This is a genomic window from Streptomyces sp. NPDC047971, from assembly GCF_040653355.1.
GTDB lineage: Bacteria > Actinomycetota > Actinomycetes > Streptomycetales > Streptomycetaceae > Streptomyces.
This window is the reverse complement of record NZ_JBEZNW010000039.1, coordinates 16,992-42,407: the sequence shown is the minus strand read 5'-3', so window position 1 is coordinate 42,407 and position 25,416 is coordinate 16,992. Positions and strand designations below refer to the sequence as shown.

Genomic DNA, 25,416 nt, shown 5'->3' with positions numbered 1-25,416 from the left:
TGGACGGTGCTGCCCGCTCCCAAGAACGCCCCTATTCGGGCGGCGGGCGGAGCGGTTCCTCGTCTATCCTCCGAATCGAGCGGGTCCGCATTCGGGTTCGCCGCAGCGCTGGAGGAGGTGGGTCCGGTCACTGGGACCGACACAGGGACCGACGACGGCCCCGAGGAGACGACCGCGGAGCGCAACGCGCGCTTCGAGCGGGACGCCCTCGGATTCCTCGACCAGATGTACTCCGCCGCGCTGCGTATGACGCGCAATCCCGCGGACGCCGAGGACCTGGTGCAGGAGACGTACGCCAAGGCGTACGGCTCGTTCCACCAGTTCCGCGAGGGGACGAATCTGAAGGCGTGGCTGTACCGCATCCTGACCAACACCTTCATCAACTCGTACCGCAAGAAGCAGCGCGAGCCGCAGCGCAGCGCCGCCGAGGAGATCGAGGACTGGCAGCTCGCCCGTGCCGAGTCGCACATGTCGACCGGTCTGCGGTCGGCCGAGTCGCAGGCGCTCGACCACCTGCCGGACTCCGACGTGAAGGAAGCGCTCCAGGCGATCCCCGAGGAATTCCGCATCGCCGTCTATCTCGCGGATGTCGAGGGCTTTGCGTACAAGGAGATCGCGGACATCATGGGTACACCCATCGGTACGGTGATGTCCCGACTGCACCGGGGCCGCCGCCAGTTGCGCGGCATGCTCGAGGACTACGCCCGTGACCGCGGGCTCGTTCCCGCGGGCGCCGGAGAGTCGTCGAACGATCTGAAAGGCTCGGGCTCATGAGCTGCGGAGAGCCGCACGAGACGGATTGCTCAGAGGTCCTGGATCATCTCTACGAGTTCCTCGACCATGAGATGCCCGACAGTGACTGCACCAAGTTCGAGGTGCACTTCGAGGAGTGCTCCCCGTGCCTGGAGAAGTACGGTCTGGAGCAGGCGGTGAAGAAGCTCGTCAAGCGCTGCTGCGGCAGTGACGACGTCCCCACCGATCTGCGTGCCAAGGTCATGGGGCGGATCGACCTCATCCGCTCGGGCCAACTGGTGCCCGAGCAGGACGTGGACATCACGGCGACCGCCCAGGAGTGACCGCCGACCCTGCCCGAAGGGCCGTCGCGAGATGATCGCGGCGGCCCTCACGCGTTCATCAGCTTGTATCACCCGATGGTGCGAATCGGTCGCCGCCCGCCCTCGCGCGCCGTCCAACTCGCTAGCGTGACAGGCGTGATGGGCGTGATGGCGATTCCACGGGCGGCCCGGGTGTACATCGGCTGCGCTCTCCTCGGCGCCGCCGGGGGCCTCCTGCCCGCGCTGCACCCCGGCGCGGGGACCCCGTGGGCCACCGTCGCGCTGCTCTCGGCCCTGTACGCCGCGTGCGAGCTGCCCGGCCGCTGCCCGCTGCTCGGCCGGGTGCTGGGCGGCTCGGTCCCCCTGGGGGCCGGATCGTTCTTTCCCGTGCTGCTCGCCTCCGCGCTGCTCCTGCCGCCTTCCGCCGCCGCGCTCACGGCGGTGCCCGGAGCGCTGCTCTCCCGCACCGAGCAGCGGCCCGCGGGAGTGCGCCGGCTGTGGCGGACCGGTCAGCTCGTGCTCGCCGTCTGGACCGCCTCGCTGGTCGCCGATCTCCTGAGCTGCGACGACGTCCTCGGCCACGGGACGCACACGCCTGACTTCCCGTACGTCCTGCTGCCCGCCGGGGCCTCCGCGCTCACCTTCTGTCTGGCCCTGACCGCCCTCGACTGCGGCATCCGGACGACGGCCGACGGCCTCGCCCCGGGCAGCGCCTGGCGCGGCCTCCTCGTCCGGGCTCTCGCCCCGCACGCCGTCCACGGGCTCGCCGGGCTGATGATGGCGGTGCTGTGGCGCAGCACGTACGGGCCCGTCGCCGCGCTCTTCGTCCTGCTGCCGATGTACATCTCCTGCTGGATCTTCACCCAGTACCACCGCGAACGCGCCGCGCACCAGGCGACGATCCGCGCCCTGGTGCAGGCCGTCGACATCAAGGACAGGTACACCCGCGGGCACAGCGAGCGGGTCGGCCAGGCGTCCGTGCTGATCGCCCGGGAGCTGGGCATGGCCGAGGAGCGCCTGGAGATCCTCCGCTTCGCGGGGATCCTCCACGACGTGGGCAAGCTCGGCGTACCGACCCGGGTGCTGCGGAAGGACGGACCGCTGACACCCGAGGAGCGCCGGATCATCGAGCTGCACCCGGAGTACGGACACGAGATGGTCAGGGGCATCGGATTCCTGGGCGAGGCACGGTCGGCGATCCTGCACCACCACGAGAAGATGGACGGCAGCGGTTACCCGTACGGGCTCAGGGGCCCCCAGATCCCGGAGTTCGCCCGGGTGGTCGCGGTCGCCGACGCCTTCGACGCGATGACGTCGACCCGGTGCTACAGCCGGGCCCGGCCGGTCGAGACGGCGGTCGCCGAGCTGGAGCGGTGCGCGGGCACGCACTTCGACCCGCGGATGGTGCGGGCGCTGGTCCGGGCACTCGACCACCACGGCTGGCAGACGGCGGTCACCGCCGACGAACCGCCGCCCCCGGGCGTACCACCGGCGCGGACCTCCGGCACGGCCGCCCCGCCCGAACCGGCGCGGACCCCCGAGGCGCGGACCCCCGAACCGGCGCGCACCCCCGAGGCGCGGACCCCCGAACCGGCGCGGACCCCCGGAGCCGGCGACCCGTCCGGTCCCGGACTCCCCGCACCCGCCCGGGTCAGGGCTCCGCGCGCGGACGCCGCCCCGCCGGCGGCCGCCCGCGCCCGCGTCACCGGAACCCGCCGCGGAAGCCTCTCGGCCCCGAAGGCGCACGTCCCGCCCGGTGGGCGCGCGTGAGGGCCGGGGCGGTCACGGTCGGCGCGGTCCACGGCAGCGCGCTCGTCCTCACCGTCGCCGGATTCGCCTCGACCCTCTGGTACGGGGTCGACGAGCCGGGCCACGCCCTCGCGTTCGGCGTACTCATCGCGCTCGGTGAGCTCGCCCGCTGGGAGGCACCGCCCGCGCTCGGCGAGCCGTCGGGCCGGGAGACCGCGCCGATCGCCACCGCCGGAGCCCTCGCGTACGCGCTGCTCGGCGAGAGCGCCGGGCGCACGACCACCCACGGCGTCCTCCAGATCATCGCCGTGGTCGTCGCCGGCGGGCTCGCCGGCACCGTCCCGCACATCGCCCGCGGCAAGGGGCCCGGCCTCGACCACCTGGCCCGGCGCATCCTCACCGTCGCCTTCGCCGCCCTCTGCTTCCAGCCGCTCTACAACTCCGGCGAGCTCACCCAGTACCTCGGTCAGGGACCCTCCTACGCCCTCTACCTGCTGCTCCTGCTCGTCCTCACCGCCCTCTGCGACGCCGTGCTCGGCGCCCTGCTGCTCCGGGCCCGCGCCTTCCCCCGCGGCGCCCCGCGGCACACGGCCGGCGGCACCTCCGGCGAGGTCGGCGGGAGTACCCCCCTCCCGTACGGCCCCCTCCTGCGCGACGAGCTGCGCGCCCTCGTCGGCATCGGCTCCGCGGTCTGCGCCACCGGCACCGTGATGGCCCTCGGGGTGGCCGCCGCGGGGCTCTGGGCGCTGCCCGTCTTCTGCGTGCCGCTGCTGCTCACCCAGGTCTCGTTCCGGCGGTACGCGGCCGTGCGCACCACCAACCGGCAGACCATCGCCTCCCTCGCCCGCGCCACCGAGATCGCCGGCTACACCGCCCCCGGCCACGCCCACCGGGTCGCCGCGCTCAGCGCCGCCGTCGGGCGTGAGCTGGGACTCTCCGGGGCCGAGCTGACCGTCCTGGAGTACGCGGCACTCATGCACGACATCGGGCAGCTCTCCCTCGTCGACCCCGTCCCCGAGGGCGCCACGGCGCTCCTGCCCGCCGAGGAACAGCGCCGGATCGCCCTCCTCGGCGGCGCGGTCGTCCGTCAGACCGGCGTCCCCGCGGCCGTCGCGGTCGTCGTGGAGCGTCAGGCCGACCCGTACCGGGAGCAACCCCTGCCCGCCCGGATCGTCCGTACCGTCAACGCCTACGACGAGCTCGCGGGCGACAGCGCGGGCGGGGCTCTCACCGCCCTCGAACGGCTCCGCCTGGCCACGGCACGCGACCACCAGCCGAAGGTCGTGGAATCCCTCGCCAGAGTCCTGGCGAGGGGCGGCGTCACCCCTGTCCCTCCTGGGTAACCCATGGGTAATGAGCGCGCGTCCAACCGGGCATGGTTGGATGCGAACAAGAGGGTGAAGCGACCGGCAGGCGGGAATCGTGAGGATCTTCGGGAAGGTACGGCATCGGCCCTCCGCCTCGTGGCGGCAGGCCACCGACCGCGCGTTCACGCTGATCGGCGACGGCCGGTACGAGGACGCGGGCGCGCTGCTGACGCGCGCGGCGGATCTGGAGCCCTGGCTCTCGGAGTCCTGGTTCAACCTGGCGCTGCTGCACAAGTTCCGGCACGACTGGGAGCAGGCGCGGGCCGCCGGGCTGCGCGCCGTCGCGCTCCTCGACAAGGAGACCGGCGCCCCGGACTGGTGGAACGTCGGCATCGCCGCCACCGCCCTCCAGGACTGGCCGCTGGCCCGCCGCGCCTGGCAGGCGTACGGGCTGAAGGTGCCCGGGGCCTCCGCCGGGACCGGTGAGCCCGCCGGCATGGAGCTCGGCAGCGCCGCCGTCCGGCTCTCGCCGGAGGGCGAGGCCGAGGTCGTGTGGGGCCGCAGGCTGGACCCGGCCCGCATCGAGGTGCTCTCCATCCCGCTGCCGTCCTCCGGACGGCGCTGGGGCGAGGTCGTCCTCCACGACGGCGTGCCCAACGGCGAGCGCACCACCAGCGCCGGTCCCTCCTACCCCGTCTTCGACGAGATCGAGCTCTGGGCCCCCTCGCCCGTCCCCACCTGGGTGGTCCTCCTGGAGGCCGCCACCGAGGCCGACCGGGACGCGCTGGAGCAGCTCGCCGCGGACGCCGGATTCGCCGCCGAGGACTGGTCCTCGTCGGTCCGGCTGCTCTGTCGCGCCTGCTCCGAGTCGACGATGCCCAGTGCCGAGGGCGAGGGCGAGCACCTCGACCCCCACGACCACAGCGAACCGGGCCACCCCGGACCCCTCGGCCACCGCTCGCCCGGCGAGCTCTGGGTCCCCGAACGGGAGTGCGGGATCGCGGCCCCGGTCGGTCTGGTCCGCGGCCTCCTCGACGGCTGGGTGGCGGACAGCCCCGACAGCCGCGAGTGGCGCGATCTCGAAGAGGTCTGCTGATCCGCCCTGATCGTGCCCTTAGGCTGTACGGGACCATCGACTGGGGTTCCGAGGAAGGCGTGCGGCTCAATGGCGCAGCAGGAGACTGACGAGCAGATCAACGACGGTTACGTCGTCGACACGGAGGACTGCGAGGCGCGTGAGCTCGCGTACCGCGAGCGGGGCACGGCGCGCCCGATCACGGTCGTCGGCAACCCGGTGCTCCACCGGGAGACCAAGGACGTCACGGAGTTCGACGACAAGCTCGCGGCGCTGATCGACGACATGTTCGCCAGCCAGAAGGCCGCCGAGGGCGTGGGCCTGGCGGCGAACCAGATCGGTGTGGACCTGAAGGTCTTCGTCTACGACTGCCCGGACGACGAGGGCGTCCGCCACACCGGCGTCGTCGTCAACCCGGTGCTCCAGGACCTGCCGGCCGACCGCCGCATCCTGGACGACTCCAACGAGGGCTGCCTCTCGGTCCCGACCGCGTACGCCTCGCTGGCCCGCCCGGACTTCGCCGAGGTCCACGGCCAGGACGCCCAGGGCAACCCGATCAAGGTCCGTGGCACCGGTTACTTCGCGCGCTGCCTCCAGCACGAGACGGACCACCTGTACGGCTTCCTGTACATCGACAAGCTCTCCAAGCGCGACCGCAAGGACGCGCTGCGCCAGATGGAAGAGGGCACCCCGCGCTACGAGACCGTCCCGAACGACTGATCCCGCTTCCGTTCGCGTGCACGGCGAAGGGCCCCGCTCCCCCCGGAGCGGGGCCCTTCGCCGTGGGGCCGGTGGCTAGAAGTCCTCGTCCAGGTCCACCGAACCCTCGACCGCCACCTGGTAGGCGGACGGCCGGCGCTCGAAGAAGTTCGTCAGCTCCTGGACGCCCTGGAGCTCCATGAACGCGAACGGGTTCTCCGAGCCGTAGACCGGGGCGAAGCCCAGGCGCTGGAGGCGCTGGTCGGCGACGCACTGGAGGTACTCGCGCATCGACTCCGTGTTCATGCCGGGCAGTCCGTCGCCGCACAGGTCGCGGCCGAACTGCAGCTCGGCCTCGACGGCCTCCTTCAGCATGTCGGTGACCTGCTGCCGGAGCGCGTCGTCGAAGAGCTCGGGCTCCTCCTTGCGGACGGTGTCCACGACCTCGAAGGCGAAGTTCATGTGCATCGTCTCGTCGCGGAACACCCAGTTGGTGCCGGTCGCGAGACCGTGCAGCAGACCGCGGGACCGGAACCAGTAGACGTAGGCGAAGGCGCCGTAGAAGAACAGGCCCTCGATGCACGCGGCGAAGCAGATCAGGTTCAGCAGGAAGCGACGGCGGTCGGCCTGCGTCTCCAGCCGGTCGATCTTCTCGACCGAGTCCATCCACCGGAAGCAGAACTGCGCCTTCTCGCGGATGGAGGGGATGTTCTCGACGGCGGCGAACGCGGCAGCGCGGTCCTCCGGGTCGGGCAGGTAGGTGTCGAGCAGCGTCAGATAGAACTGGACGTGCACGGCCTCCTCGAACAGCTGGCGCGAGAGGTACAGCCGCGCCTCGGGGGAGTTGATGTGCTTGTACAGCGTCAGCACGAGGTTGTTGGCGACGATCGAGTCGCCGGTCGCGAAGAACGCGACCAGACGGCCGATCATGTGCTGCTCACCCGGCGTCAGCTTGGCGAGGTCGGCGACGTCCGAGTGGAGGTCGACCTCCTCCACCGTCCAGGTGTTCTTGATCGCGTCCCGGTAGCGCTCGTAGAAGTCCGGGTAGCGCATGGGACGCAGGGTCAGCTCGAAGCCCGGGTCGAGCAGGTTCTTGGTGTCGGACATCACTGGCAGGCCTCGCAGGACTCGGGGTTTTCGAGGGAGCAGGCGACGGCGTCGGGGTCGGCGACCTGCTGGACGGGGATGGTGGCCGCGGCGGGCGTCGCGGCCTGGGCCGCGCGGGCGATCCGCGTCGCCGGACGGGAGCGCAGGTAGTACGTCGTCTTCAGACCCTGCTTCCAGGCGTACGCGTACATCGACGACAGCTTGCCGATCGTCGGCGTCTCCAGGAACAGGTTCAGGGACTGCGACTGGTCCAGGAACGGCGTACGGGCCGCCGCCATGTCGATCAGGCCGCGCTGCGGGATCTCCCACGCCGTGCGGTACAGCGCGCGCACCTCGGCCGGGACCCAGGTGAAGCCGGCCACCGAGCCGTTGGACTCGCGCAGCGCCTCACGGGTCTGCGCGTCCCACACGCCGAGCTTCTTCAGCTCGTCGACCAGGTAGGAGTTGACCTGGAGGAACTCGCCGGAGAGCGTCTCGCGCTTGAACAGGTTGGAGACCTGCGGCTCGATGCACTCGTAGACGCCCGCGATCGAGGCGATGGTCGCCGTCGGAGCGATGGCGAGCAGCAGGCTGTTGCGCATGCCGACGGCGGCGATCCGCTCGCGCAGCGCGGCCCAGCGCTCGGGCCAGTTGAGCTCGACGTCGTAGTGGTCGGGGTGCAGGACGCCGCGGGCCGTGCGGGTCTTCTCCCAGGCGGGCACCGGGCCGTTGCGCTCGGCGAGGTCGGCGGACGCCTCGTACGCGGCGAGCATGATCCGCTCGGCGATACGGGTGGACAGCGCGCGCGCCTCGGGGGAGTCGAAGGGCAGCTTCAGCTGGAAGAAGACGTCCTGGAGACCCATCGCGCCCAGGCCCACCGGACGCCAGCGGGCGTTGGAGTTGCCGGCCTGCTCGGTCGGGTAGAAGTTGATGTCCACGACCCGGTCGAGGAACGTGACGGCGGTGCGGACGGTGGCGTCGAGCCGGTCCCAGTCGATGTCGCCGTTCAGGACGAAGGCACCGAGGTTGACCGAGCCCAGGTTGCAGACCGCCGTCTCGCCGTCGTCCGTGACCTCCAGGATCTCCGTGCAGAGGTTGGAGGAGTGGACCGTGTGGCCCTTCTCGGCGGTCTGGTTGGCCGTACGGTTCGAGGCGTCCTTGAAGGTCATCCAGCCGTTGCCGGTCTGGGCCAGGGTCCGCATCATCCGGCCGTACAGGTCACGGGCCGGCATGGTCTTGCGGGCCAGGCCCTTCGCCTCGGCGGCCCGGTAGGCGGCGTCGAACTCCTCGCCCCACAGGTCGACGAGCTCGGGCACGTCGGCCGGGGAGAACAGCGACCAGTCGGCGTCCGCGTTGACCCGGCGCATGAACTCGTCCGGGATCCAGTGCGCGAGGTTCAGGTTGTGCGTACGCCGGGCGTCCTCACCGGTGTTGTCGCGCAGCTCCAGGAACTCCTCGATGTCCGCGTGCCAGGTCTCCAGGTAGACCGCGGCCGCGCCCTTGCGCCGGCCGCCCTGGTTCACGGCGGCGACGGAGGCGTCGAGCGTCTTGAGGAACGGCACGATGCCGTTGGAGTGCCCGTTGGTGCCGCGGATCAGCGAACCGCGGGCGCGGATGCGGGAGTACGAGAGGCCGATGCCGCCGGCGTGCTTCGACAGCCGTGCGACCTGGTGGTAGCGGTCGTAGATCGAGTCCAGCTCGTCGAGCGGGGAGTCCAGCAGGTAGCAGGAGGACATCTGCGGGTGGCGGGTGCCGGAGTTGAAGAGCGTGGGGGAGGAGGGCAGGTAGTCGAGCCGGCTCATCAGCCCGTACAGCGCCGCGACCTCGTCCAGCGCGCGGGTGGAGTCGTCCGCGGCCAGACCGCAGGCGACGCGCAGCATGAAGTGCTGCGGGGTCTCGATCACCTTGCGGGTGATCGGGTGGCGCAGCAGGTAGCGGGAGAAGAGGGTGCGCAGACCGAAGTAGCCGAAGCGGTCGTCCGCGTCCCCGTCGATCAGCGCGTCGAGCCGCTCGGCGTGCAGCCGGACGAACTCCGCGGTGCGGTCGGCGATCAGGCCCTCGTGGTGCCCGACGGCGACCGAGGCGGAGAAGGAGTACGCGCCCTGCCCGGCCGCCTCGTCGGCGATCGTGATGGTCAGGAGCCGGGCGGCGAGCCGGGAGTAGGCCGGGTCCTCGGCGATCAGACCGGCGGCCGCCTCCGTGGCCAGCTCGCGCAGTTCGGCCTCGTCCGAACCGGCGTTGCGGCCGCGCAGCGCGGCGGCGGCGACCTTGCCGGGGTCGGTGTCGGGGAGATCGGCGGTGAGGTCGGTCAGGGTCCGCAGGAGTACGGTCCCGGGTCCGTCGCTCTCGATCGCTGCGGCCGGATCGGCGGGCGCGATGGTCACGTGGGGGCTCTCCCTCGCTCGGCTCGGGGCCGGCGGGGGAAGGCGGGCGAGGGCGCGCCCGTACGCAGGGCAGCGCCGCGCCGCGGCCCACTCCGCGAGGCCCGGACATCTGTGGCACCCGGAACGGCTGGACCGGGTGCGCTGTCCGCAGGTCTTCGGACTCGGTCGGCGTGCAAGCACACAGAAACCACACCGTTGCGGGACAGTTCCGGATTTGCACCGGATTCCCCTGCGAGGACAACGAGCAAGAGCATACATGTGGGGGGCGCTCCTCGAAGCACCCCCCACATGTTGTGTCGTTGGCGGTTCAGAGCTCCAGGCTGTAGGTGTACAGGGGATCCATGTCGGCCAGCGGCCTCCAGTCCCGTTCCGGGGTCCGGACGAAGCCCGTCCGCTCGTAGATCCGGTGCGCGGAGGCCATGGTGGACTGGGTGGAGAGCACCAGCCGCCGGCATCCAGGGGTCTCCCGGGCCCGCTCCACACAGAACCGTACGAGTGCCTCGCCGACACCCCGGCCCCGGGCGTCCTTCGCCACGGCGAGCATCCGGAACTCGGCCTCTCCCTCGACCGCGATGTCCGCCCACTCCCCGCCGCCGGCGGCGAAGGTCACGCCGCCGAGGACCGTGCCGGCGCGGTCCACCGCCACCAGCACCTCCGCCTCGGCGTCCCGTCGGGCCACGTCCCGCAGCAGGCGGAGATAGGGGTCGTCCTCGCCGAAGTCGAGGTGCCCCTCGTCGAGGAAGGCGCGCGCGGTGATGTCGCCGAGGGCCTCGTACTCCTCGGGCCGTACCGCCCTGATGGTGAAGTCCATGGAGGGCAGTCTGCCTCGGGGGCACGGCGAAGGGCCCGGGATTCCCTCGCGGAGACCCCGGGCCCTTCGCCGTACGTGAAGGTCAGTGACCGGCGCCGACCTTGGGCAGCGCCTTGACGCCCGCGTCGCCCGCGTCCGCCGTGTAGTCCGACGGAGAGGTCTCGTCGACGCCCTCGGGGGCCTTGACGGCCTTCAGGACGAAGGTCAGGACGACGGTGACGATCACGTTGATCACGAAGGCGGTGAGGCCGATGTAGCCGATCTCGCCGATGCCCGGGATCTCCGCGGACGAGCCGCCGAAGTGCTTCTGGGTCGGGCTGGCCACGCCGTACGCCGCCGCCGTGCCGTAGACCATGCCGACGGCCCAGCCGGCGAGCAGCGCCCAGCGGTGGAACCAGCGGGTGAACAGACCGCCGACCAGGGCCGGGAGGGTCTGCAGGATCCAGATGCCGCCGAGCAGCTGGAAGTTGATCGCGACCGTCTTGTCCATGGTGAGGACGAAGGCCAGCGCGCCGACCTTGACCAGCAGCGACACCAGCTTGGACACCTTGGTCTCCTGCTCCGGCGTGGCGTCCGGCTTCAGGAAGTCCTTGTAGATGTTGCGGGTGAAGAGGTTGGCGGCGGCGATCGACATGATCGCGGCGGGCACCAGGGCGCCGATGCCGATGGCGGCGAAGGCCACGCCCGCGAACCAGTCCGGGAACATGTTCTCGAACAGCTGCGGGATCGCGAGCTGGCCGTTCGTCACCTTCACGCCGGCGGCGATCGCCATGAAGCCGAGCAGTGCCAGCAGGCCCAACATCAGCGAGTAGAGCGGCAGGATCGTGGTGTTGCGGCGGATCACGTCACGGCTGCGCGAGGAGAGCGTCGCCGTGATCGAGTGCGGGTACATGAAGAGCGCGAGCGCCGAGCCGAGCGCGAGCGTCGCGTAGCCCCACTGGCCCATCTCGCCCGGCACCAGCGCGCCGCGCGGCTTGTCGGTCGCCGGGTTGATCGTCGCGTACGCCTCGCCGGCCTTGGCGAAGATCTCGTCGAAGCCGCCCAGCTTGATCGGGATGTAGATGATCGCCACCGCGATGACGATGTAGATCAGGGTGTCCTTGACGAAGGCGATCAGCGCGGGGGCGCGCAGACCCGAGGAGTAGGTGTACGCCGCGAGGACGCCGAAGGCGATGAGCAGCGGCAGGTCCTTGATGAACCAGTGCGTGTTCTCACCGCCGCCCACGCCCATCACGTCCAGGACGGCCTGGATGCCGACCAGCTGGAGCGCGATGTACGGCATGGTGGCGAGGATGCCGGTGAGGGCGACCGCGAGCGACAGGCCCTTGGAGCCGAAGCGGCCGCGCACGAAGTCGGAGGTGGTGACGTATCCGTGCTTGTGCGACACCGACCAGAGCCGGGGCAGGAAGGTGAAGATCAGCGGGTAGACGAGGATCGTGTACGGCACGGCGAAGAAGCCGGCCGCGCCCGCCGCGTAGATGGCCGCCGGGACGGCGACGAAGGTGTACGCGGTGTAGAGGTCGCCGCCGAGCAGGAACCAGGTCACCCAGGTGCCGAACGATCTGCCGCCCAGGCCCCACTCGTCGAGGCTGTTCTCGTTCTCGGCCTTGCGCCAGCGCGAGGCGAGGAATCCCATGACCGTGACGGCCAGGAAGAAGAAGATGAAGACGGCGAGTGCGACGCCGTTCACGCCGTCCTTCACTTCGACGCACCTTCCTTGCGGGCGCGCTGGTCACGCTGCCACAGCTTGTAGGCGACCATGGTCAGCAGGGTCGAGATCACGACCCAGGCCATCTGGTACCAGTAGAAGAACGGGATGCCGACGAACGTCGGTTCGACCTTCGCGTACGAACTCACCCAGAGCATCGCCACGAATGGCGCGATCAGACAGAGCGCGACCACCACGCGGACCGGTGTGACGGTCGGTTGTTTCCCTTGTGTCACTTCAGACATACGGCGACTCCGTCCCCTCGCTGAACTCCATGGATCGCATGGATCACCTGCGTAACGCGCGTGAAATCTAGGGGACTGTTTCGTTCCATGGAACCCCCGTCCGAATAACGGACGGGTGTCGATCTGTGCGGCCCTGTGGAGACGGCGATGCCCCGACACTCCTCACGGATGTGCCGGGGCATCGGTTCACGCCGAAACGGCGCGATACGGTCAGCCGTTGGGGCGCTGGAGCCTCGCCACGAACTTGTACCGGTCGCCTCGGTAGACCGAGCGGACCCACTCGACCGGCTCGCCCTGCGCGTCCAGCGAGTGGCGGGAGAGCATCAGCATCGGCAGGCCGACGTCCGTACCGAGCAGGCCGGCCTCGCGCGGCGTGGCGAGGGAGGTCTCGATGGTCTCCTCGGCCTCGGCCAGATGGACGTCGTACACCTCGGCGAGCGCCGTGTAGAGCGAGGTGTACTTCACCAACGAACGCCGCAGCGCGGGGAAGCGCTTGGCCGACAGGTGCGTGGTCTCGATCGCCATCGGCTCGCCGCTCGCGAGGCGCAGCCGCTCGATCCGCAGCACCCGCCCGCCGGGCGAGATGTCGAGCAGCCCGGCGAGGGTGTCGTCGGCGGTGACGTACCCGATGTCGAGCAGCTGTGAGGTGGGTTCGAGGCCCTGGGCGCGCATGTCCTCGGTGTACGAGGTGAGCTGCAGCGCCTGCGAGACCTTGGGCTTGGCCACGAAGGTGCCCTTGCCCTGGATCCGCTCCAGGCGGCCCTCGACGACCAGCTCCTGCAGGGCCTGGCGCACCGTGGTGCGCGAGGTGTCGAACTCGGCGGCGAGGGTGCGCTCCGGCGGGACCGGCGTGCCGGGCGGCAGGGTCTCCGTCATGTCGAGCAAGTGCCGCTTCAGTCGGTAGTACTTGGGTACGCGCGCGGTGCGGGTCGTGACCCCGCTGTCTTTCTCCGTGTTGCCCGCGTCCGTGGCCATGGCCTGCCTTCCCGACTCCTGTGCTGCTGCCGTCACCGGCTCCTCCGTCTGTCGCGGCTCACATGGTGGCACGGACCGGTCACGGGTCGTCGCCCTCCCTCAGGTGTCGGTCCGATAACGGACGCGACTGCCCTTCTTATACACCCTTGACACCCCTAAAGGTCTAGGCCAAGCTCCGGGTACTGGTCTAAACCATTAAAGACCAGGTCCCAGCCCCACGAGCACTACTCGACGTATGTCTTCGCGCGGTGGGGGGGTTGCAGGCATCCCTGAGGAGGGTGGCGTGAAGCGCAAGCTCATCGCGGCGATCGGCGTCGCGGGCATCATGGTCTCCATCGCGGCGTGCGGTGGCACCGACAAGAGCGGGGACAACGCCGGCGGAGACGCCAAGGAGCTGACCGTCTGGCTGACGGTCGACGCCCAGAACAACTGGCCCGAGCTGGTCAAGGCCGCCGACGACGCGGTGACGAAGAAGCACCCGGGCATCAAGATCAAGCACGAGTACTACGGCTGGCCGGACAAGAACACCAAGCTCGACGCGGTGCTCGCCACGGACAAGGCCCCGGACGTTGTCGAGATGGGCAACTCCGAGATGATCAGCTACATGGCCAAGGGTGCCTTCGCCGAGGTCGACCCGTCGAAGTTCGAGAACTCCGACAAGTGGCTCGACGCCCTCAAGGACTCGGTCACCTACAACGGCAAGACCTACGGCGTCCCCTACTACGCCGGTGGCCGTGTCGGCACCTGGCGCAAGGACATCGCCGCCGAGGCGGGCGTCAAGGCCGCCCCGAAGACCTGGGCCGAGCTGACCGCCGCGCTCGACGCCATCCAGAAGAAGAAGGGCGACAAGTTCAGCGCCTGGTACCAGCCGTCGCCGGACTGGTACGCCGCGATGTCCTTCGTCTACGAGGCCGGCGGCTCCATCGCCAAGCAGGAAGGCGAGACCTGGAAGTCGAACCTCTCCTCGCCCGAGTCCCTCAAGGGCCTCACCGAGTACAAGAACATCCTCGACAAGTACATGCACGGCGACAAGACCAAGGACGAGGCCGACCGCCCGGTCGTCTTCGGCCAGGGCAACTCCGCCACGATCTTCGCCGCCGGCTGGGAGGGCGCCACCGCGGCCGACCCGAAGAGCGACAAGGTCGGCGGGCTGAAGGACAAGCTCGAGAACTTCGTGATGCCCGGCCCGTCCGGCAAGAACCTCCCGGTCTTCCTCGGCGGCTCCGACCTGGCCATCCCGGTCAAGTCCAAGGCGCAGGGCGTCGCGGCCGAGTGGATCGCCGCCTTCACCGGCGCCGAGGGCCAGAAGGGCCTCGTCGCCAAGGGCAACCTGCCCAACAACAAGGCGGACCTCGCCCCGCTGAAGGCCGACCCGGCCACCACGGTCCCGGCCACCGCGGCCGAGTCCAGCTGGTTCGTCCCGACCGCCCCGGGCTGGGGTCAGGTCGAGAAGGCCCAGATCCTCAAGACGATGCTCATCGAGATCGCCAACGGCAAGAAGTCGGTCGACGCCGCCGCGAAGGACGCGGACGCCGCGATCGACAAGGTCATCAACACCAAGTGACCTATGAGCAGGGCCCCGTCGGTCACGACGACGGGGCCCTGCTTCCCGTACCACGAGAGGGATCGCTGAGGAGCACGGGATGAGTGCCGCAGACACAACCACCGCGAAGGTGCCGCCGGTGCGGCAATCGCCACCATCCGGCCCGGGAGCCGGTGCCCCGAAGCCGGGGAAGAAGCCCACCAACGGCGCGGGGGGAATCCCCTGGCTCCTGCTTGCGCCGTGCCTGCTCGTCCTGCTCCTGGTGCTCGGCTATCCGCTCGTGCGGCTGGTCACCCTCTCCTTCCAGCACTTCGGACAGCCTCAGCTCTGGGGCTTCCAGGAGGCGGAGTCGGCCGGCTTCTCCAACTTCGCCGAGATCCTCGCCGACAGCGAGTTCTGGACCGTCGTCCTGCGCACCGTGATCTTCACGGTCGGCGCGGTCGTCCTCACCATGGTCCTCGGCATGCTGATCGCGCTGCTCCTGCAGCGGGTCTCCGGCTGGGTCAAGGCCCTCATCAACATCGTGCTCGTGGCGAGCTGGGGCATGCCCATCATCGTCGCGACCGCCATCTTCAAATGGCTCTTCGACGCCGACTACGGCGTCCTCAACTGGCTGCTGAGCAGGCTGCCCGGCGTCGACATGATCGGCCACAACTGGTTCGCCAGCGGGCCGCAGGGCCTCGCCGTGATCATGCTGCTCGTGGTCTGGGGCGCCGTGCCCTTCGTCGTCATCACCCTGAGCGCCGGTCTCACCCAGGTCCCCAAGGAGCTGGAGGAGGCCGCCCGGCTCGACGGCGCCGGAGCCTGGGGCGTCTTCCGCTTCGTCACCCTGCCGATCCTCAAGCCGATCATCGTCATGCTGACGACCCTCTCGGTGATCTGGGACATGGGTGTCTTCCCGCAGGTGTACGTGATGCGCAACGGCCACCCCGAGGCGGAGTTCCAGCTGCTCACCACGTACTCCTTCGACAAGGCGTTCGTCGTCAACGACTACGGCACCGGCTCCGCGATCGCGCTCGTCACGGTCGTCCTGCTGCTCGGAGTGGTCGCCGTGTACATGCGTCAGATGCTCAAGATCGGAGAGGTGGAGTGACCACGACCACCGCGGCCCCCGCCGTCACCCGCCGCCGCACGTCCAAGCTCGGCTGGAACCTCATCGGGCTCTTCGTCGTCGCGACCCTCGGCTTCCCGGTCTACTGGATGCTGAACACGGCGTTCAAGCCGGCCAAGGACGCCATCGACCCCAACCCGCACTTCTTCCCCACGACCTTCACGCTCGAGAACTTCAAGCGCGCGCTGGAGATCGCGGACTTCTGGGGACCCGTCGGACGCAGCCTGATCGTCTCCTCGGTCGTGGTCGTGATCGGCATCGTCGTCGGCATGCTGGCGGCGCTCGCCATCTCCCGCTTCGCCTTCCGCGGCCGCAAGATCGTCATCGTCGGCATCCTCGCCGTCCAGATGGTCCCGCTCGTCGCGATGATCATCCCGGTCTTCCTGATGCTGAACGACCTCGGCCAGTACGACCGCCTCACCGGCCTGATCATCACCTACCTGACCTTCATCCTCCCCTTCACGGTGTGGACGCTGCGCGGCTTCATCGTCAACATCCCCAAGGAGCTGGAGGAGGCCGCCCAGGTCGACGGCTGCACCCGCACCGGCGCCTTCATCCGGGTCGTCTTCCCGCTGCTCGCCCCGGGCATGGTCGCCACCTCCGTCTACGGCTTCATCCAGGCGTGGAACGAGTACCTGTACGCGCTGATGCTGATGAGCCAGCAGAACCAGACGGCCACGGTCTGGCTCTCCAACTTCATCACGAAGAACGGCACGGAGTACGCCCCGATGATGGCGGGCTCCACCATGATGGCCGTCCCCATCGTGATCCTCTTCCTGCTCGTCCAGCGCAAGATGGCCGCCGGCCTGACGGCCGGCGCGGTGAAGGGATAACGCCGCCCATGACCACACTCGTACGCGCCTCGGACACCCTGACCCGCGACGCGCTCACCGTCCTCCAGCCCGGCTTCGTCGGAACGACGGCGCCCGACTGGCTGCTCCGCAGGATCGGCGAGGGACTCTCCTCCGTCGGCCTGTTCGGCCGGAACATCGCCTCTCCCGAGCAGCTCGCCCTGCTGACCGCGCAGCTGCGGGCCGAGCGGGACGACGTCCTCGTCGCCATCGACGAGGAGGGCGGGGACGTCACCCGCCTGGAGGTCCGCAACGGCTCCTCCTTCCCCGGCAACTACGCCCTGGGCTCCGTCGACGACGTGGACCTCACCCGTGCCGTGGCCGAGGAGCTCGGCCGCCGGCTCGCCGCCTGCGGGGTCGACCTCAACTGGGCGCCCTCGGCCGACGTGAACTCCAACGCCGACAACCCGGTGATCGGGGTCCGCTCCTTCGGCCCGGGCCCCGAACTGGTCGCCCGGCACACCGTGGCGTACGTCGAGGGCCTCCAGGCCGTCGGCGTCGCCGCCTGCACCAAGCACTTCCCCGGGCACGGCGACACCAACGTGGACTCCCACCACGCGATGCCCCGGATCGATGTGGATCTGGACACACTGCACGCCCGTGAGCTGGTACCTTTCCGCGCCGCGATCGCGGCGGGTACCAAAGCGGTGATGAGCGCGCATATCCTGCTCTCCGCGCTCGACCCGGAACGTCCGGCGACCTTGAGCCCGCAGATCCTGACCGGTCTGCTGCGCAAGGAGCTGGGCTTCGACGGGCTGATCGTCACCGATGGCATGGAGATGCAGGCCATCGCGTCGACGTACGGCATCGAGCGCGGATCCGTCCTCGCGATAGCCGCGGGCGCCGACGCCATCTGCGTCGGCGGCGGGCTGGCCGACGAGGACACCGTACTGCGCCTGCGCGACGCGCTGGTCGACGCGGTACGGACCGGTGAACTGCCCGAGGAGCGGCTGGCGGACGCCGCGGCGCGGGTACGCGCCCTGGCGGACTGGACCCAGGCGCATCGGGTCAGGGGGGTTGTATCGGGGCCGGGCGCGGCAGTGCAGGAGGGGACCGCGCCCGGCACCGAGATCGGACTGGTCGCCGCCCGCCGAGCCGTCGTCAGGACCACGGGGGAGCGTCCGTACACCCCGATCACCAGCGCGCCCTACGTCGCCGCCTTCACCCCGGTCGCCAACATCGCGGTCGGTGACGAGACGCCGTGGGGTGTCGCGGCGGAGCTGGAGCGGCTGCTGCCCGGTACCGAGACCGGCTCCTACGACCGGCCGACGGTGGACGCGGTCCTCGCCGCCGCCGGGGAGCGACGGATCGTCGCGGTCGTGCGCGACGCCCACCGGTACCCGTGGATGACCGAGGCCCTGGACGCCCTCCTCGCGGCCCGGCCGGACACGGTCGTGGTGGAGATGGGCCTGAACGAGGCGGAGCCCCGCGGAGCCCTCCACATCGCCACGCACGGCGCGGCCCGGGTCTGCGGCCGCGCCGCGGCGGAGGCCATCGCCGGACTCTGAGACCGGTACGAGAGGGGCCCGGCACCTGAACCAGGTGCCGGGCCCCTCTCGTGCGGAAGCGCGCCCTAGATGCCCTGCCAGGAGGGCTTGTTGGCGAAGGTGTGGCGGAAGTAGTCCGCGAGCTTCAGCTTGGACGCCGCGGCCTCGTCCACGACGACGGTGGCGTGCGGGTGCAGCTGCAGCGCCGAGGCCGGTACGAGCGCGGCGACCGGGCCCTCGATGGTCTGGGCCACGGCGTCCGCCTTGCCTTCGCCGGTGGCCAGGAGGACCAGGTGGCGGGCCTCCAGGATGGTGCCGATGCCCTGGGTGATGACGTGGTGCGGCACCTGCTCGATGTCGTCGTCGAAGAAGCGCGCGTTGTCGACCCGGGTCTGCTCCGTGAGCGTCTTGATCCGGGTCCGGGAGGCCAGCGAGGAGCACGGCTCGTTGAAGCCGATGTGTCCGTCGGTCCCGATGCCGAGGATCTGCAGGTCCACGCCGCCCGCGTCACGCAGGGCCCGGTCGTACGCCTCGCAGGCCGCCTGGACGTCCGCCGCGGCGCCGTCCGGCCCGAGGAAGGCGTCCTGGGAGAGCCCGAGCGGCTCCACGACCTGGCGCAGGACGGTGGAGCGGTACGACTCCGGGTGTCCGGTGGGCAGTCCGACGTACTCGTCCAGCTGAGCGATCCGGGCGCGCGAGGCGTCCACGGAACCGGCCCTGACCTGGGCGATCAGGGCCTCGTAGATGGGCAGCGGAGTCGAACCCGTGGCGACGCCGAGCAGTGCGTCGGGCTTGCGCCGCAGAAGGCCGGCGATGCCGTCCGCGATGAGCTCTCCGCCTGCCGTGGCGTCCGGGACGATGACAACTTCCACGCTGTGCCTGCCGATCTGGTGAGGGGCTGGTGAGGGGCCTGGTGGTATAGACCAATCAAAGCTCAATCTAGCAGAGCGCGGGCCGTCCGCTCAGGCCGTTCCGGTCGGCGGACGGTGCCACCCCCATGGTCGAACGGCGCGCCCCGCCCAGCCACCGGAGCCCCGCTCCCGCATGGGTCGACCCGTCGTTTCGTAGCGACCGCTATAGAATGGCGGCCATGACGACGAAGCGGCGCGGCCGCCCCCGCTCCTTCGACCGCGCCACGGCGCTGGAGCAGGCCACGATGGCCTTCTGGGAGCACGGGTACGAGACCACCTCCGTCGCCGACCTCACCCGCGTCATGGGCATCGGCGCGCCCAGCCTCTACGCGGCCTTCGGTGACAAGAGGGCCCTCTTCGAGGAGGTCGTGCGGGAGTACGCCGCCGGTCACGGCGCGTACGGCGGCCTGGCGTTCGAGGAGGAGCCGACGGCCCGCGGCGCCTTCGGCCGGATGCTCTCGGAGGCGGCGTCCGTCTTCACCGACCCCTCCCATCCGCGCGGCTGCCTGATGATCTCCGCGGCGGTCAACTGCTCGACCCCCGAGGTCGCGGAGGCCCTGCGCGAGCGGCGCAACGGCAATCTGGCGTCGTTCGAGGCCCGGATCCGCGAGGGCGTCGAGGCGGGCGAGCTGCCGGCCGACACCGACGCGGGCACGCTGGCCCGGCTGTACGGAGCGGTCCTCCAGGGCATGTCCCAGCAGTCGAGGGACGGTGCGACCCGGGCGGATCTCGAAGCCGTGGCCGCGGCGGCGATGCTGGCGTGGCCGACGGCGCGGGGCTGAGGCGGGCGCGACAGGGCCCCGGAAACACCCGCGGGCTACGGCGCCCGACGGGACCCTCAACCCGTCCGGCACCGCAGCCCGGAGTTGCCCGGCCGGGGGTGTGCGGTCCCTCGGCCGTGTGGGAGGTCTCGGCGCAGTCAGGGCAGAGAGCGCCGGGTACCTCGTCCACCCTCCTGTGCGGGGAGGGCGGAGGTCTTCCTGGAAACTGGTGCTCTGTCATTGTGGACTAGACCATTCTCGTCTGTCCATCCACATGCACACGGTGTTTCCCGGCCCATCCTCCAACACGAACGCCGGGAGATCCAGGTTCATCGTGTCTCAATTCCGCAGGTACGCTCGCACCTGTGCCCTCCATGAACGACCTCGTCCGCCAGCACACCGCTCTGAGTGAGTCCGACCTCGAGTGGCTCCACCTGCTGGTCTCGGAGTGGCAGCTGCTCTCCGACCTCTCCTTCGCGGACCTCGTCCTCTGGGTCCCCACCCTCGACGGCACGCGGTACGTCTCCGTGGCCCAGATGAGGCCCAACACCGGCCCCACCTCCTACCAGGACGACATGGTCGGCCATCTCGTTCCGCGCGGCCGCCGCCCGCTCCTGGACGCCGCCCTCGACGAGGGCCGGATCGTGCGCGAGGGAGATCCCGAGTGGCGCGAGGAGGTCCCCGTGCGGGTCGAGTCCATCCCCGTACGCCGCGAGGGCCGGGTCCTCGGCGTCATCGCCCGCAACACCAACCTGCTCACCGTCCGGACCCCGTCCCGGCTGGAGCTCACCTACCTCCAGTCCGCCTCCGACCTGGCCCAGATGATCGCCGCCGGGAGCTTCCCCTTCCCCGGCGAAGCGGTCGACATGGACGCCTCACCGCGCGCGGGCGACGGCCTGATCCGGCTCGACGCCGACGGAATCGTCCAGTACGCCTCGCCCAACGCCCTCTCCGCGTACCACCGGCTCGGCCTCGCCGCCGACCTCGTCGGTCAGCACCTCGGCCAGATCACCGCCGAACTCGCCCCCTCCCGGGGGCCCGTCGACGAGGCCCTGGTCAAGCTGGCCTCCGGCTACGCCCCCCGCGAGGCCGAGGTCGAGGGCAACGGCGGTGTGATCCAGCTGCGGGCGATCCCGCTCAAGCCCAAGGGCACCCGCATCGGTTCGCTCGTCCTGCTCCGCGACGTCACCGAACTGCGTCGCCGCGAGCGCGAGTTGATCACCAAGGACGCGACCATCCGCGAGATCCACCACCGGGTGAAGAACAATCTCCAGACGGTGGCCGCGCTGCTGCGTCTGCAGGCGCGCCGGATGGACTCGGACCGTGGGCGCGAGGCCCTGAACGAAGCGGTGCGCAGGGTCGGCTCGATCGCGATCGTGCACGAGACGCTCTCCCAGAACCTGGACGAGCGCGTGGAGTTCGACGAGATCGCCGACCGGGTGATCGCGATGGTCGCCGAGATCTCGCCGGGCAAGGTGACCTGCCGGCGCAACGGCCGCTTCGGCATCCTGGACGCCGAGGTCGCCACCCCGCTGTCCATGGTCCTCACCGAGGTGCTGCAGAACGCCCTGGAGCATGCCTTCGCCCCGGGCGAACAGGGCACCGTGGAGGTCACGGCCGTCCGGGGCGAACCCCGCGTCGACGCCCGGCTGCTGATCACCGTCCGGGACGACGGCCGCGGTCTGCCCGAGGGCTTCGACCCGCAGCGCGCGGGCAACCTCGGCCTGCAGATCGTGCGGACCCTGGTCGAGGGGGAGTTGGGCGGCACGTTCGACATGCAGCCGGGCACGGAGCGCGGCACCAAGGTCGTCCTCGACATCCCGGTGCAGCCGCAGAAGTAGGGACGCGCGCGGGGGAGCGGCGGCCCCACGTCGCGGACACAGCAGCGAGCCCCGGACCGAGGAGATCGGTCCGGGGCTCGAATGCTGTGGGTTACTGCTGCGCGCTGCGGCTCGGGGGCGGTGATTGCGTACGCGATGTACGCGCCGCTTGCCTCAGGCTCTTCAGGGTGTTCAGGCGCTGGCGTTGCGCGCCCGGTTGCGAGCGGCGCGGCGCTTCATCGCGCGGCGCTCGTCCTCGCTGAGGCCACCCCAGACGCCGGAGTCCTGGCCGGACTCGAGCGCCCACTGCAGGCACTGCTCCATCACGGGGCAGCGGCGGCAGACGGCCTTGGCTTCCTCGATCTGCAGCAGCGCAGGACCGGTGTTGCCGATGGGGAAGAACAGCTCGGGGTCTTCCTCACGACAAACGGCGTTGTGACGCCAGTCCATGGCTGCTACCTCTCTTGGTATTACGTGCGGGTTGCTTGTGAATGTGAACGCTTTCACGAATCCCTCCGCAAGGGAAGGGCCGACCGTCAGATGAACTGACGTGGTCCTTGGTTTGAGGAGGGGTTCTGGCTCTCAGTGGAGGCCGGTCCTGCGGGCCGTCCCGATCGCCAAGAAGAGACTCCCAAACCCCGGGGGCGGATACAACCCCTTCCGGAAAGTTTTTTTTGATTCCTCGGTGTCGGCTAGGTCACAGCCGTACTTCTAAGGGGTGGAGGGCAGCCTAAACGTTCGAGTGAAAGGACTTTCGGCCCTTCCACTCACACAATCACACGCAGTGCACGGCGAACGCCTGTGAACGTCACGCTCGTACGCAGTCCGAGGTGGTCTCCGTCCATCTGGAGAGGGAGCGGAACCTTCGAATGCAAGGTGAAGTCGGTCAGGTCGTGCAGAGTCAGGGCATGCTTGCCGTGGGGGCCGCGCTCGGGGGACGAAGTGAGCAGCTGGGTGGCGTACCGGGCCACCGCGGGGGTCGAGAGCCGGCTCAGCCCGAGGACGTCCAGCGCGGTCTCGAAGGAAGCCTCCGGGGACGCGTACACCGGGCGATTGCCCAGGTAGGTCCAGGGGGAGGTGTTGCAGATTATGGACAGGACCAGGCCCTCGACCGGGTCCTGCCCGGGACGCTCCAGGGTGATCGTGCCGTTCCGACGGTTCGCCTCGCCCAGGAACTGGCGGACGACCTGGCGCAGGTACAGCGCGTGGGTCGATCTCTTCCCGCGCTCCCTCTGCTGTTCGACCCGCCCGATCACGCTGGCGTCGAAACCGAAGCCGGCGCAGAAGGTGAACCAGCGGGCCGGCACCCCCTCGTCCTCGGTCCCCGGTGCCCCGGACGCGAGCCCGAGGCTCACTGTGCGTGCACGGCGTTCACGGAGCGCGTCGAGCAGTGCCCCGGTCGCCTCGACGGCGTCGTTGGGCAGCCCCAGGGCGCGGGCGAAGACGTTCGTGGACCCGCCGGGCACCACCGCGAGACCGGGGAGCCGGTCCGGGTCCGGGCCGTCGTGCAGCAGCCCGTTCACGACCTCGTTCACGGTGCCGTCGCCGCCCAGGGCGACGACCAGGTCGATGTCGGCGGAGTCCGCGGCCCGCCGTCCGAGATCGCGGGCATGGCCGCGGTACTCGGTGGTGACGGCCTCCAGCTTCATCTCGCTGGCGAGGGCGTGGATGAGCACGTCACGCGTGCGCGCACTGGTGGTGGTGGCTGCCGGATTGACCACGAGAAGTGCGCGCATGGCCGCCAGGGTACCTACCCGGCGGTACCGATCCCAGTCGCGGCCACCTGCCGGACAGCTCCGCGGAGAACCCCGGCTACCCTGCAGGGCATGAGCAGTACGGAGCAGAATCCCCGCCCTGTCCGGTTGACCGCGGCCGCGGCGGTGGCCGGCATCGAGGCCCTCGCGCTGGTGATCGGGGGCGTGTACGTGCTCGTGACGGGACTGACCGGCAACCCCGACAGCCTGACTCAGGCGGTCACCGGCGGGGCCACCCTGATCGCGCTGGGCCTGATCCCGGGGGCGGCCGCCCGCGGCCTGCTGCTGCGCAGGGGATGGAGCCGCGGCCCCGCGATCATCACCCAGATCCTGGCCCTGCCGGTCGCCTGGCAGCTCCTCCAGGCGAACAGCGCCATGATTCCCGCCGGCATCGCCCTGGCGGTCCTCGCCGTGACCGGCCTGGTGCTCCTGGTGAACCCGGCGACGACCGAGGCCCTGGGCATCGGTCGTCGCGGCGAGGCGTAACGCCCTCGTCGGGCCTCGCGGCGGACCCTCGGCCCGCCGCCGTGGCGACTACTCCTCGACGAGGAGCTTCTCCCGAAGCTGCGCCAGCGTGCGGGCCAGCAGCCGGGAGACGTGCATCTGCGAGATGCCGACCTCCTGCGCGATCTGCGACTGCGTCATGTTGCCGAAGAAGCGCAGCAGCAGGATCCGCTTCTCCCGGGGAGGCAGGTCCTCCAGGAGCGGCTTGAGCGACTCCCGGTACTCGACCCCCTCCAGCGCCTCGTCCTCGGCGCCCAGCGTGTCCGCCACCGCCGGGGACTCGTCGTCCGTGTCCGGGACGTCCAGCGAGAGCGTCGAGTAGGCGTTCGCCGACTCCAGGCCCTCCAGGACCTCCTCCTCGGAGATCCCCAGCCGCTCCGCCAGCTCGTGCACCGTCGGCGAACGGCCGTGCAGCTGGGAGAGCTCCGCCGTCGCGGTCGTCAGCGAGAGCCGAAGCTCCTGCAGACGGCGCGGCACCCGGACCGCCCAGCCCTTGTCCCGGAAGTGGCGCTTGATCTCGCCGACGACCGTCGGAGTCGCGTACGTCGAGAACTCGACACCCCGCTCCGGGTCGAACCGGTCCACCGACTTGATCAGGCCGATCGTCGCGACCTGCGTCAGGTCGTCGAGCGGCTCGCCACGGTTGCGGAAGCGCCGGGCCAGGTGCTCGACCAGCGGCAGGTGCATCCGCACCAGCTGGTTGCGCAGCTCCGCCTTCTCGGGGGAGCCCTCCGGGAGCTTGCGCAGCTCGATGAAGAGCGCGCGCGCCCCGCTCCGGTCGTGCGGGTCGGGAGCCTCGCGCGGCGGCTCGTGCGTCTCCGGAGCCTCGCGCGTCTCCGGGCCCTCCTGGGACCCGTGCGCCTCCGGAGCCTCCCGCGGCTCGGAGACCTCGTTGTGCTGCTGGTGCTCGCTCATGTGGACCGCCTGCTCCGTAGCGACCTCGACCTCGACCTCCGGATGCGGCCGCGCCTGCTGCTCAGGGATGCCGGCCGTCGCGTCCCCGCTCCTCACGCCGGGCCTGGCCCCGCGCCGCGCTGTTTGTACAGGCTGATGGAGACCGTGCGGTCCTCCGCGACGGACGACTCGACCTTCCCGGCCAGCGCGGAGAGCACGGTCCACGCGAAGGTGTCCCGCTCCGGCGCCCGTCCGTCCGTCGTCGGGGCCGACACCGTCACGTCGAGCGAGTCGTCGACCAGGCGGAAGACACAGCTCAGTACGGACCCCGGCACGGCCTGCTGGAGCAGGATGGCGCACGCCTCGTCGACCGCGATCCGCAAGTCCTCGATCTCGTCGAGGGTGAAGTCCAAGCGCGCCGCGAGACCGGCCGTGGCCGTACGCAGCACGGACAGGTAGGCACCCGCAGCGGGCAGCCGGACTTCCACGAAGTCCTGGGTCCCGGGCTCGCCTGCGATCTGGGACACCCTCACCTCCAAGGTGGCACAAGCTCATTCGGGGCCCGGGGGAGAAAGCCCCCCGAACCGGGCGGTGCGCAGTCGGTTGCGCGATCCGCCGTGACGCTATCGCGATCCATGCCGTCGTGTCGCCGTGGGCCCTTGGCGGGACCCCGCCCCCGTCTGTCA

General features: G+C 70.4%; 24 protein-coding genes and 1 riboswitch. Of the genes, 13 read left to right on the top strand and 11 right to left on the bottom strand.

Annotated elements, in window-relative coordinates; all coding sequences use genetic code 11:
- The first annotated feature begins 117 nt into the window (after window positions 1-117).
- The 6 genes from AB0D99_RS28805 to def all read left to right on the top strand — a co-directional run bounded on the left by AB0D99_RS28805 (window position 118) and on the right by def (window position 5,906).
- Window positions 118-774: a sigma-70 family RNA polymerase sigma factor gene (locus tag AB0D99_RS28805; protein ID WP_055641410.1), complete on the top strand. Its 657-nt coding sequence runs from the start codon at window positions 118-120 to the stop codon at window positions 772-774.
- Entirely contained in the window at window positions 771-1,076 is a 306-nt protein-coding gene (gene rsrA, locus AB0D99_RS28800; protein WP_362368492.1) for a mycothiol system anti-sigma-R factor, read from the top strand. Before AB0D99_RS28805 ends, rsrA begins: the two co-directional genes overlap by 4 nt.
- A gap of 138 nt (window positions 1,077-1,214) precedes the next feature.
- On the top strand, window positions 1,215-2,825 hold the full coding sequence (locus AB0D99_RS28795) for an HD domain-containing phosphohydrolase (protein ID WP_362368579.1): 1,611 nt from the start codon (window positions 1,215-1,217) through the stop codon (window positions 2,823-2,825).
- Window positions 2,822-4,147 carry an HD domain-containing protein gene (locus tag AB0D99_RS28790; protein ID WP_362368489.1) on the top strand — a complete coding sequence of 442 codons (1,326 nt, stop codon included), beginning with the start codon at window positions 2,822-2,824 and terminating at the stop codon, window positions 4,145-4,147. Before AB0D99_RS28795 ends, AB0D99_RS28790 begins: the two co-directional genes overlap by 4 nt.
- A 79-nt stretch (window positions 4,148-4,226) precedes the next feature.
- Window positions 4,227-5,207: a hypothetical protein gene (locus AB0D99_RS28785; protein WP_260228954.1), complete on the top strand. Its 981-nt coding sequence runs from the start codon at window positions 4,227-4,229 to the stop codon at window positions 5,205-5,207.
- 69 nt (window positions 5,208-5,276) lie between these two features.
- Window positions 5,277-5,906, top strand: coding sequence for a peptide deformylase (gene def / locus AB0D99_RS28780; protein WP_362368485.1), 630 nt, complete (start codon window positions 5,277-5,279; stop codon window positions 5,904-5,906).
- A 75-nt stretch (window positions 5,907-5,981) separates the two neighbouring features.
- Here def and AB0D99_RS28775 read toward each other — a convergent pair whose 3' ends face one another.
- The 6 genes from AB0D99_RS28775 to AB0D99_RS28750 all read right to left on the bottom strand — a co-directional run bounded on the left by AB0D99_RS28775 (window position 5,982) and on the right by AB0D99_RS28750 (window position 13,094).
- Window positions 5,982-6,992 carry a ribonucleotide-diphosphate reductase subunit beta gene (locus AB0D99_RS28775; protein ID WP_362368482.1) on the bottom strand — a complete coding sequence of 337 codons (1,011 nt, stop codon included), beginning with the start codon at window positions 6,990-6,992 and terminating at the stop codon, window positions 5,982-5,984.
- Entirely contained in the window at window positions 6,992-9,355 is a 2,364-nt protein-coding gene (locus tag AB0D99_RS28770) for a ribonucleoside-diphosphate reductase subunit alpha (protein WP_362368479.1), read from the bottom strand. The genes AB0D99_RS28775 and AB0D99_RS28770 overlap by 1 nt, the downstream gene beginning before the upstream one ends.
- Window positions 9,356-9,483: 128 nt before the next feature.
- Window positions 9,484-9,616, bottom strand: a riboswitch (cobalamin riboswitch).
- Between the two features lie 46 nt (window positions 9,617-9,662).
- A complete protein-coding gene (locus tag AB0D99_RS28765) occupies window positions 9,663-10,166 on the bottom strand; it encodes an N-acetyltransferase (RefSeq protein WP_362368476.1) in 504 nt (167 codons plus the stop codon).
- A gap of 82 nt (window positions 10,167-10,248) precedes the next feature.
- Window positions 10,249-11,868, bottom strand: coding sequence for a monocarboxylate uptake permease MctP (gene mctP, locus AB0D99_RS28760; RefSeq protein ID WP_362368473.1), 1,620 nt, complete (start codon window positions 11,866-11,868; stop codon window positions 10,249-10,251).
- Window positions 11,865-12,119: a DUF3311 domain-containing protein gene (locus AB0D99_RS28755; RefSeq protein ID WP_362368470.1), complete on the bottom strand. Its 255-nt coding sequence runs from the start codon at window positions 12,117-12,119 to the stop codon at window positions 11,865-11,867. Before AB0D99_RS28755 ends, mctP begins: the two co-directional genes overlap by 4 nt.
- A 210-nt stretch (window positions 12,120-12,329) precedes the next feature.
- The gene (locus AB0D99_RS28750; protein WP_362368576.1) at window positions 12,330-13,094 is read right to left on the bottom strand and encodes a GntR family transcriptional regulator; all 765 of its coding nucleotides are present in this window, start codon (window positions 13,092-13,094) and stop codon (window positions 12,330-12,332) included.
- Between the two features lie 283 nt (window positions 13,095-13,377).
- Here AB0D99_RS28750 and AB0D99_RS28745 point away from each other — a divergent pair, with 283 nt between their 5' ends.
- From AB0D99_RS28745 to AB0D99_RS28730, 4 genes are all read left to right on the top strand, one after another.
- Entirely contained in the window at window positions 13,378-14,658 is a 1,281-nt protein-coding gene (locus AB0D99_RS28745; RefSeq protein ID WP_362368467.1) for an extracellular solute-binding protein, read from the top strand.
- A 79-nt stretch (window positions 14,659-14,737) separates the two neighbouring features.
- A complete protein-coding gene (locus AB0D99_RS28740; RefSeq protein WP_362368464.1) occupies window positions 14,738-15,730 on the top strand; it encodes a sugar ABC transporter permease in 993 nt (330 codons plus the stop codon).
- Window positions 15,727-16,581 carry a carbohydrate ABC transporter permease gene (locus AB0D99_RS28735; protein WP_362368461.1) on the top strand — a complete coding sequence of 285 codons (855 nt, stop codon included), beginning with the start codon at window positions 15,727-15,729 and terminating at the stop codon, window positions 16,579-16,581. Before AB0D99_RS28740 ends, AB0D99_RS28735 begins: the two co-directional genes overlap by 4 nt.
- Before the next feature lie 8 nt (window positions 16,582-16,589).
- Complete coding sequence (locus tag AB0D99_RS28730) at window positions 16,590-18,107, top strand: glycoside hydrolase family 3 protein (protein WP_362368458.1); 1,518 nt, start codon at window positions 16,590-16,592, stop codon at window positions 18,105-18,107.
- A gap of 65 nt (window positions 18,108-18,172) precedes the next feature.
- On the opposite strand, the gene nagB is transcribed toward AB0D99_RS28730, so the two are convergent.
- Window positions 18,173-18,958 (bottom strand): glucosamine-6-phosphate deaminase, encoded by a 786-nt coding sequence (gene nagB, locus AB0D99_RS28725; protein ID WP_362368455.1) that lies wholly within the window; start codon window positions 18,956-18,958, stop codon window positions 18,173-18,175.
- Between the two features lie 218 nt (window positions 18,959-19,176).
- Between nagB and AB0D99_RS28720 the strand changes: the two genes are divergently transcribed.
- Together AB0D99_RS28720 and AB0D99_RS28715 are read left to right on the top strand one after the other, a co-directional pair.
- On the top strand, window positions 19,177-19,779 hold the full coding sequence (locus AB0D99_RS28720; RefSeq protein WP_362368452.1) for a TetR/AcrR family transcriptional regulator: 603 nt from the start codon (window positions 19,177-19,179) through the stop codon (window positions 19,777-19,779).
- A gap of 353 nt (window positions 19,780-20,132) precedes the next feature.
- Window positions 20,133-21,599: a PAS domain-containing sensor histidine kinase gene (locus tag AB0D99_RS28715; protein ID WP_362368573.1), complete on the top strand. Its 1,467-nt coding sequence runs from the start codon at window positions 20,133-20,135 to the stop codon at window positions 21,597-21,599.
- A gap of 171 nt (window positions 21,600-21,770) precedes the next feature.
- Here the strand turns inward: AB0D99_RS28715 and AB0D99_RS28710 are convergent, their stop codons facing one another.
- Window positions 21,771-22,028: a WhiB family transcriptional regulator gene (locus AB0D99_RS28710; protein WP_003953983.1), complete on the bottom strand. Its 258-nt coding sequence runs from the start codon at window positions 22,026-22,028 to the stop codon at window positions 21,771-21,773.
- 317 nt (window positions 22,029-22,345) lie between these two features.
- Window positions 22,346-23,314: a diacylglycerol kinase family protein gene (locus tag AB0D99_RS28705; RefSeq protein WP_362368449.1), complete on the bottom strand. Its 969-nt coding sequence runs from the start codon at window positions 23,312-23,314 to the stop codon at window positions 22,346-22,348.
- Between the two features lie 90 nt (window positions 23,315-23,404).
- On the opposite strand from AB0D99_RS28705, the gene AB0D99_RS28700 reads away from it, so the two are divergent.
- On the top strand, window positions 23,405-23,818 hold the full coding sequence (locus AB0D99_RS28700) for a hypothetical protein (RefSeq protein ID WP_362368446.1): 414 nt from the start codon (window positions 23,405-23,407) through the stop codon (window positions 23,816-23,818).
- A 48-nt stretch (window positions 23,819-23,866) separates the two neighbouring features.
- Here AB0D99_RS28700 and AB0D99_RS28695 read toward each other — a convergent pair whose 3' ends face one another.
- Window positions 23,867-24,847: an RNA polymerase sigma factor SigF gene (locus AB0D99_RS28695; RefSeq protein WP_362368443.1), complete on the bottom strand. Its 981-nt coding sequence runs from the start codon at window positions 24,845-24,847 to the stop codon at window positions 23,867-23,869.
- Complete coding sequence (locus tag AB0D99_RS28690) at window positions 24,844-25,257, bottom strand: anti-sigma regulatory factor (RefSeq protein ID WP_015036094.1); 414 nt, start codon at window positions 25,255-25,257, stop codon at window positions 24,844-24,846. The genes AB0D99_RS28695 and AB0D99_RS28690 overlap by 4 nt, the downstream gene beginning before the upstream one ends.
- Window positions 25,258-25,416: the final 159 nt, after the last annotated feature.

Excerpts from the sequence above, each read along its gene's own strand:
- rsrA (WP_362368492.1), top strand. The coding sequence starts at position 771 with ATGAGCTGCGGAGAGCCGCACGAGACGGATTGCTCAGAGGTCCTGGAT.
- AB0D99_RS28715 (WP_362368573.1), top strand. The coding sequence starts at position 20,133 with ATGAACGACCTCGTCCGCCAGCACACCGCTCTGAGTGAGTCCGACCTC.
- AB0D99_RS28700 (WP_362368446.1), top strand. The coding sequence starts at position 23,405 with ATGAGCAGTACGGAGCAGAATCCCCGCCCTGTCCGGTTGACCGCGGCC.
- AB0D99_RS28705 (WP_362368449.1), bottom strand. The coding sequence starts at position 23,314 with ATGCGCGCACTTCTCGTGGTCAATCCGGCAGCCACCACCACCAGTGCG.
- AB0D99_RS28755 (WP_362368470.1), bottom strand. The coding sequence starts at position 12,119 with ATGTCTGAAGTGACACAAGGGAAACAACCGACCGTCACACCGGTCCGC.
- AB0D99_RS28730 (WP_362368458.1), top strand. The coding sequence starts at position 16,590 with ATGACCACACTCGTACGCGCCTCGGACACCCTGACCCGCGACGCGCTC.
- AB0D99_RS28710 (WP_003953983.1), bottom strand. The coding sequence starts at position 22,028 with ATGGACTGGCGTCACAACGCCGTTTGTCGTGAGGAAGACCCCGAGCTG.
- AB0D99_RS28750 (WP_362368576.1), bottom strand. The coding sequence starts at position 13,094 with ATGGCCACGGACGCGGGCAACACGGAGAAAGACAGCGGGGTCACGACC.
- AB0D99_RS28765 (WP_362368476.1), bottom strand. The coding sequence starts at position 10,166 with ATGGACTTCACCATCAGGGCGGTACGGCCCGAGGAGTACGAGGCCCTC.
- AB0D99_RS28775 (WP_362368482.1), bottom strand. The coding sequence starts at position 6,992 with ATGTCCGACACCAAGAACCTGCTCGACCCGGGCTTCGAGCTGACCCTG.
- AB0D99_RS28740 (WP_362368464.1), top strand. The coding sequence starts at position 14,738 with ATGAGTGCCGCAGACACAACCACCGCGAAGGTGCCGCCGGTGCGGCAA.
- AB0D99_RS28720 (WP_362368452.1), top strand. The coding sequence starts at position 19,177 with ATGACGACGAAGCGGCGCGGCCGCCCCCGCTCCTTCGACCGCGCCACG.
- def (WP_362368485.1), top strand. The coding sequence starts at position 5,277 with ATGGCGCAGCAGGAGACTGACGAGCAGATCAACGACGGTTACGTCGTC.
- AB0D99_RS28795 (WP_362368579.1), top strand. The coding sequence starts at position 1,215 with ATGGGCGTGATGGCGATTCCACGGGCGGCCCGGGTGTACATCGGCTGC.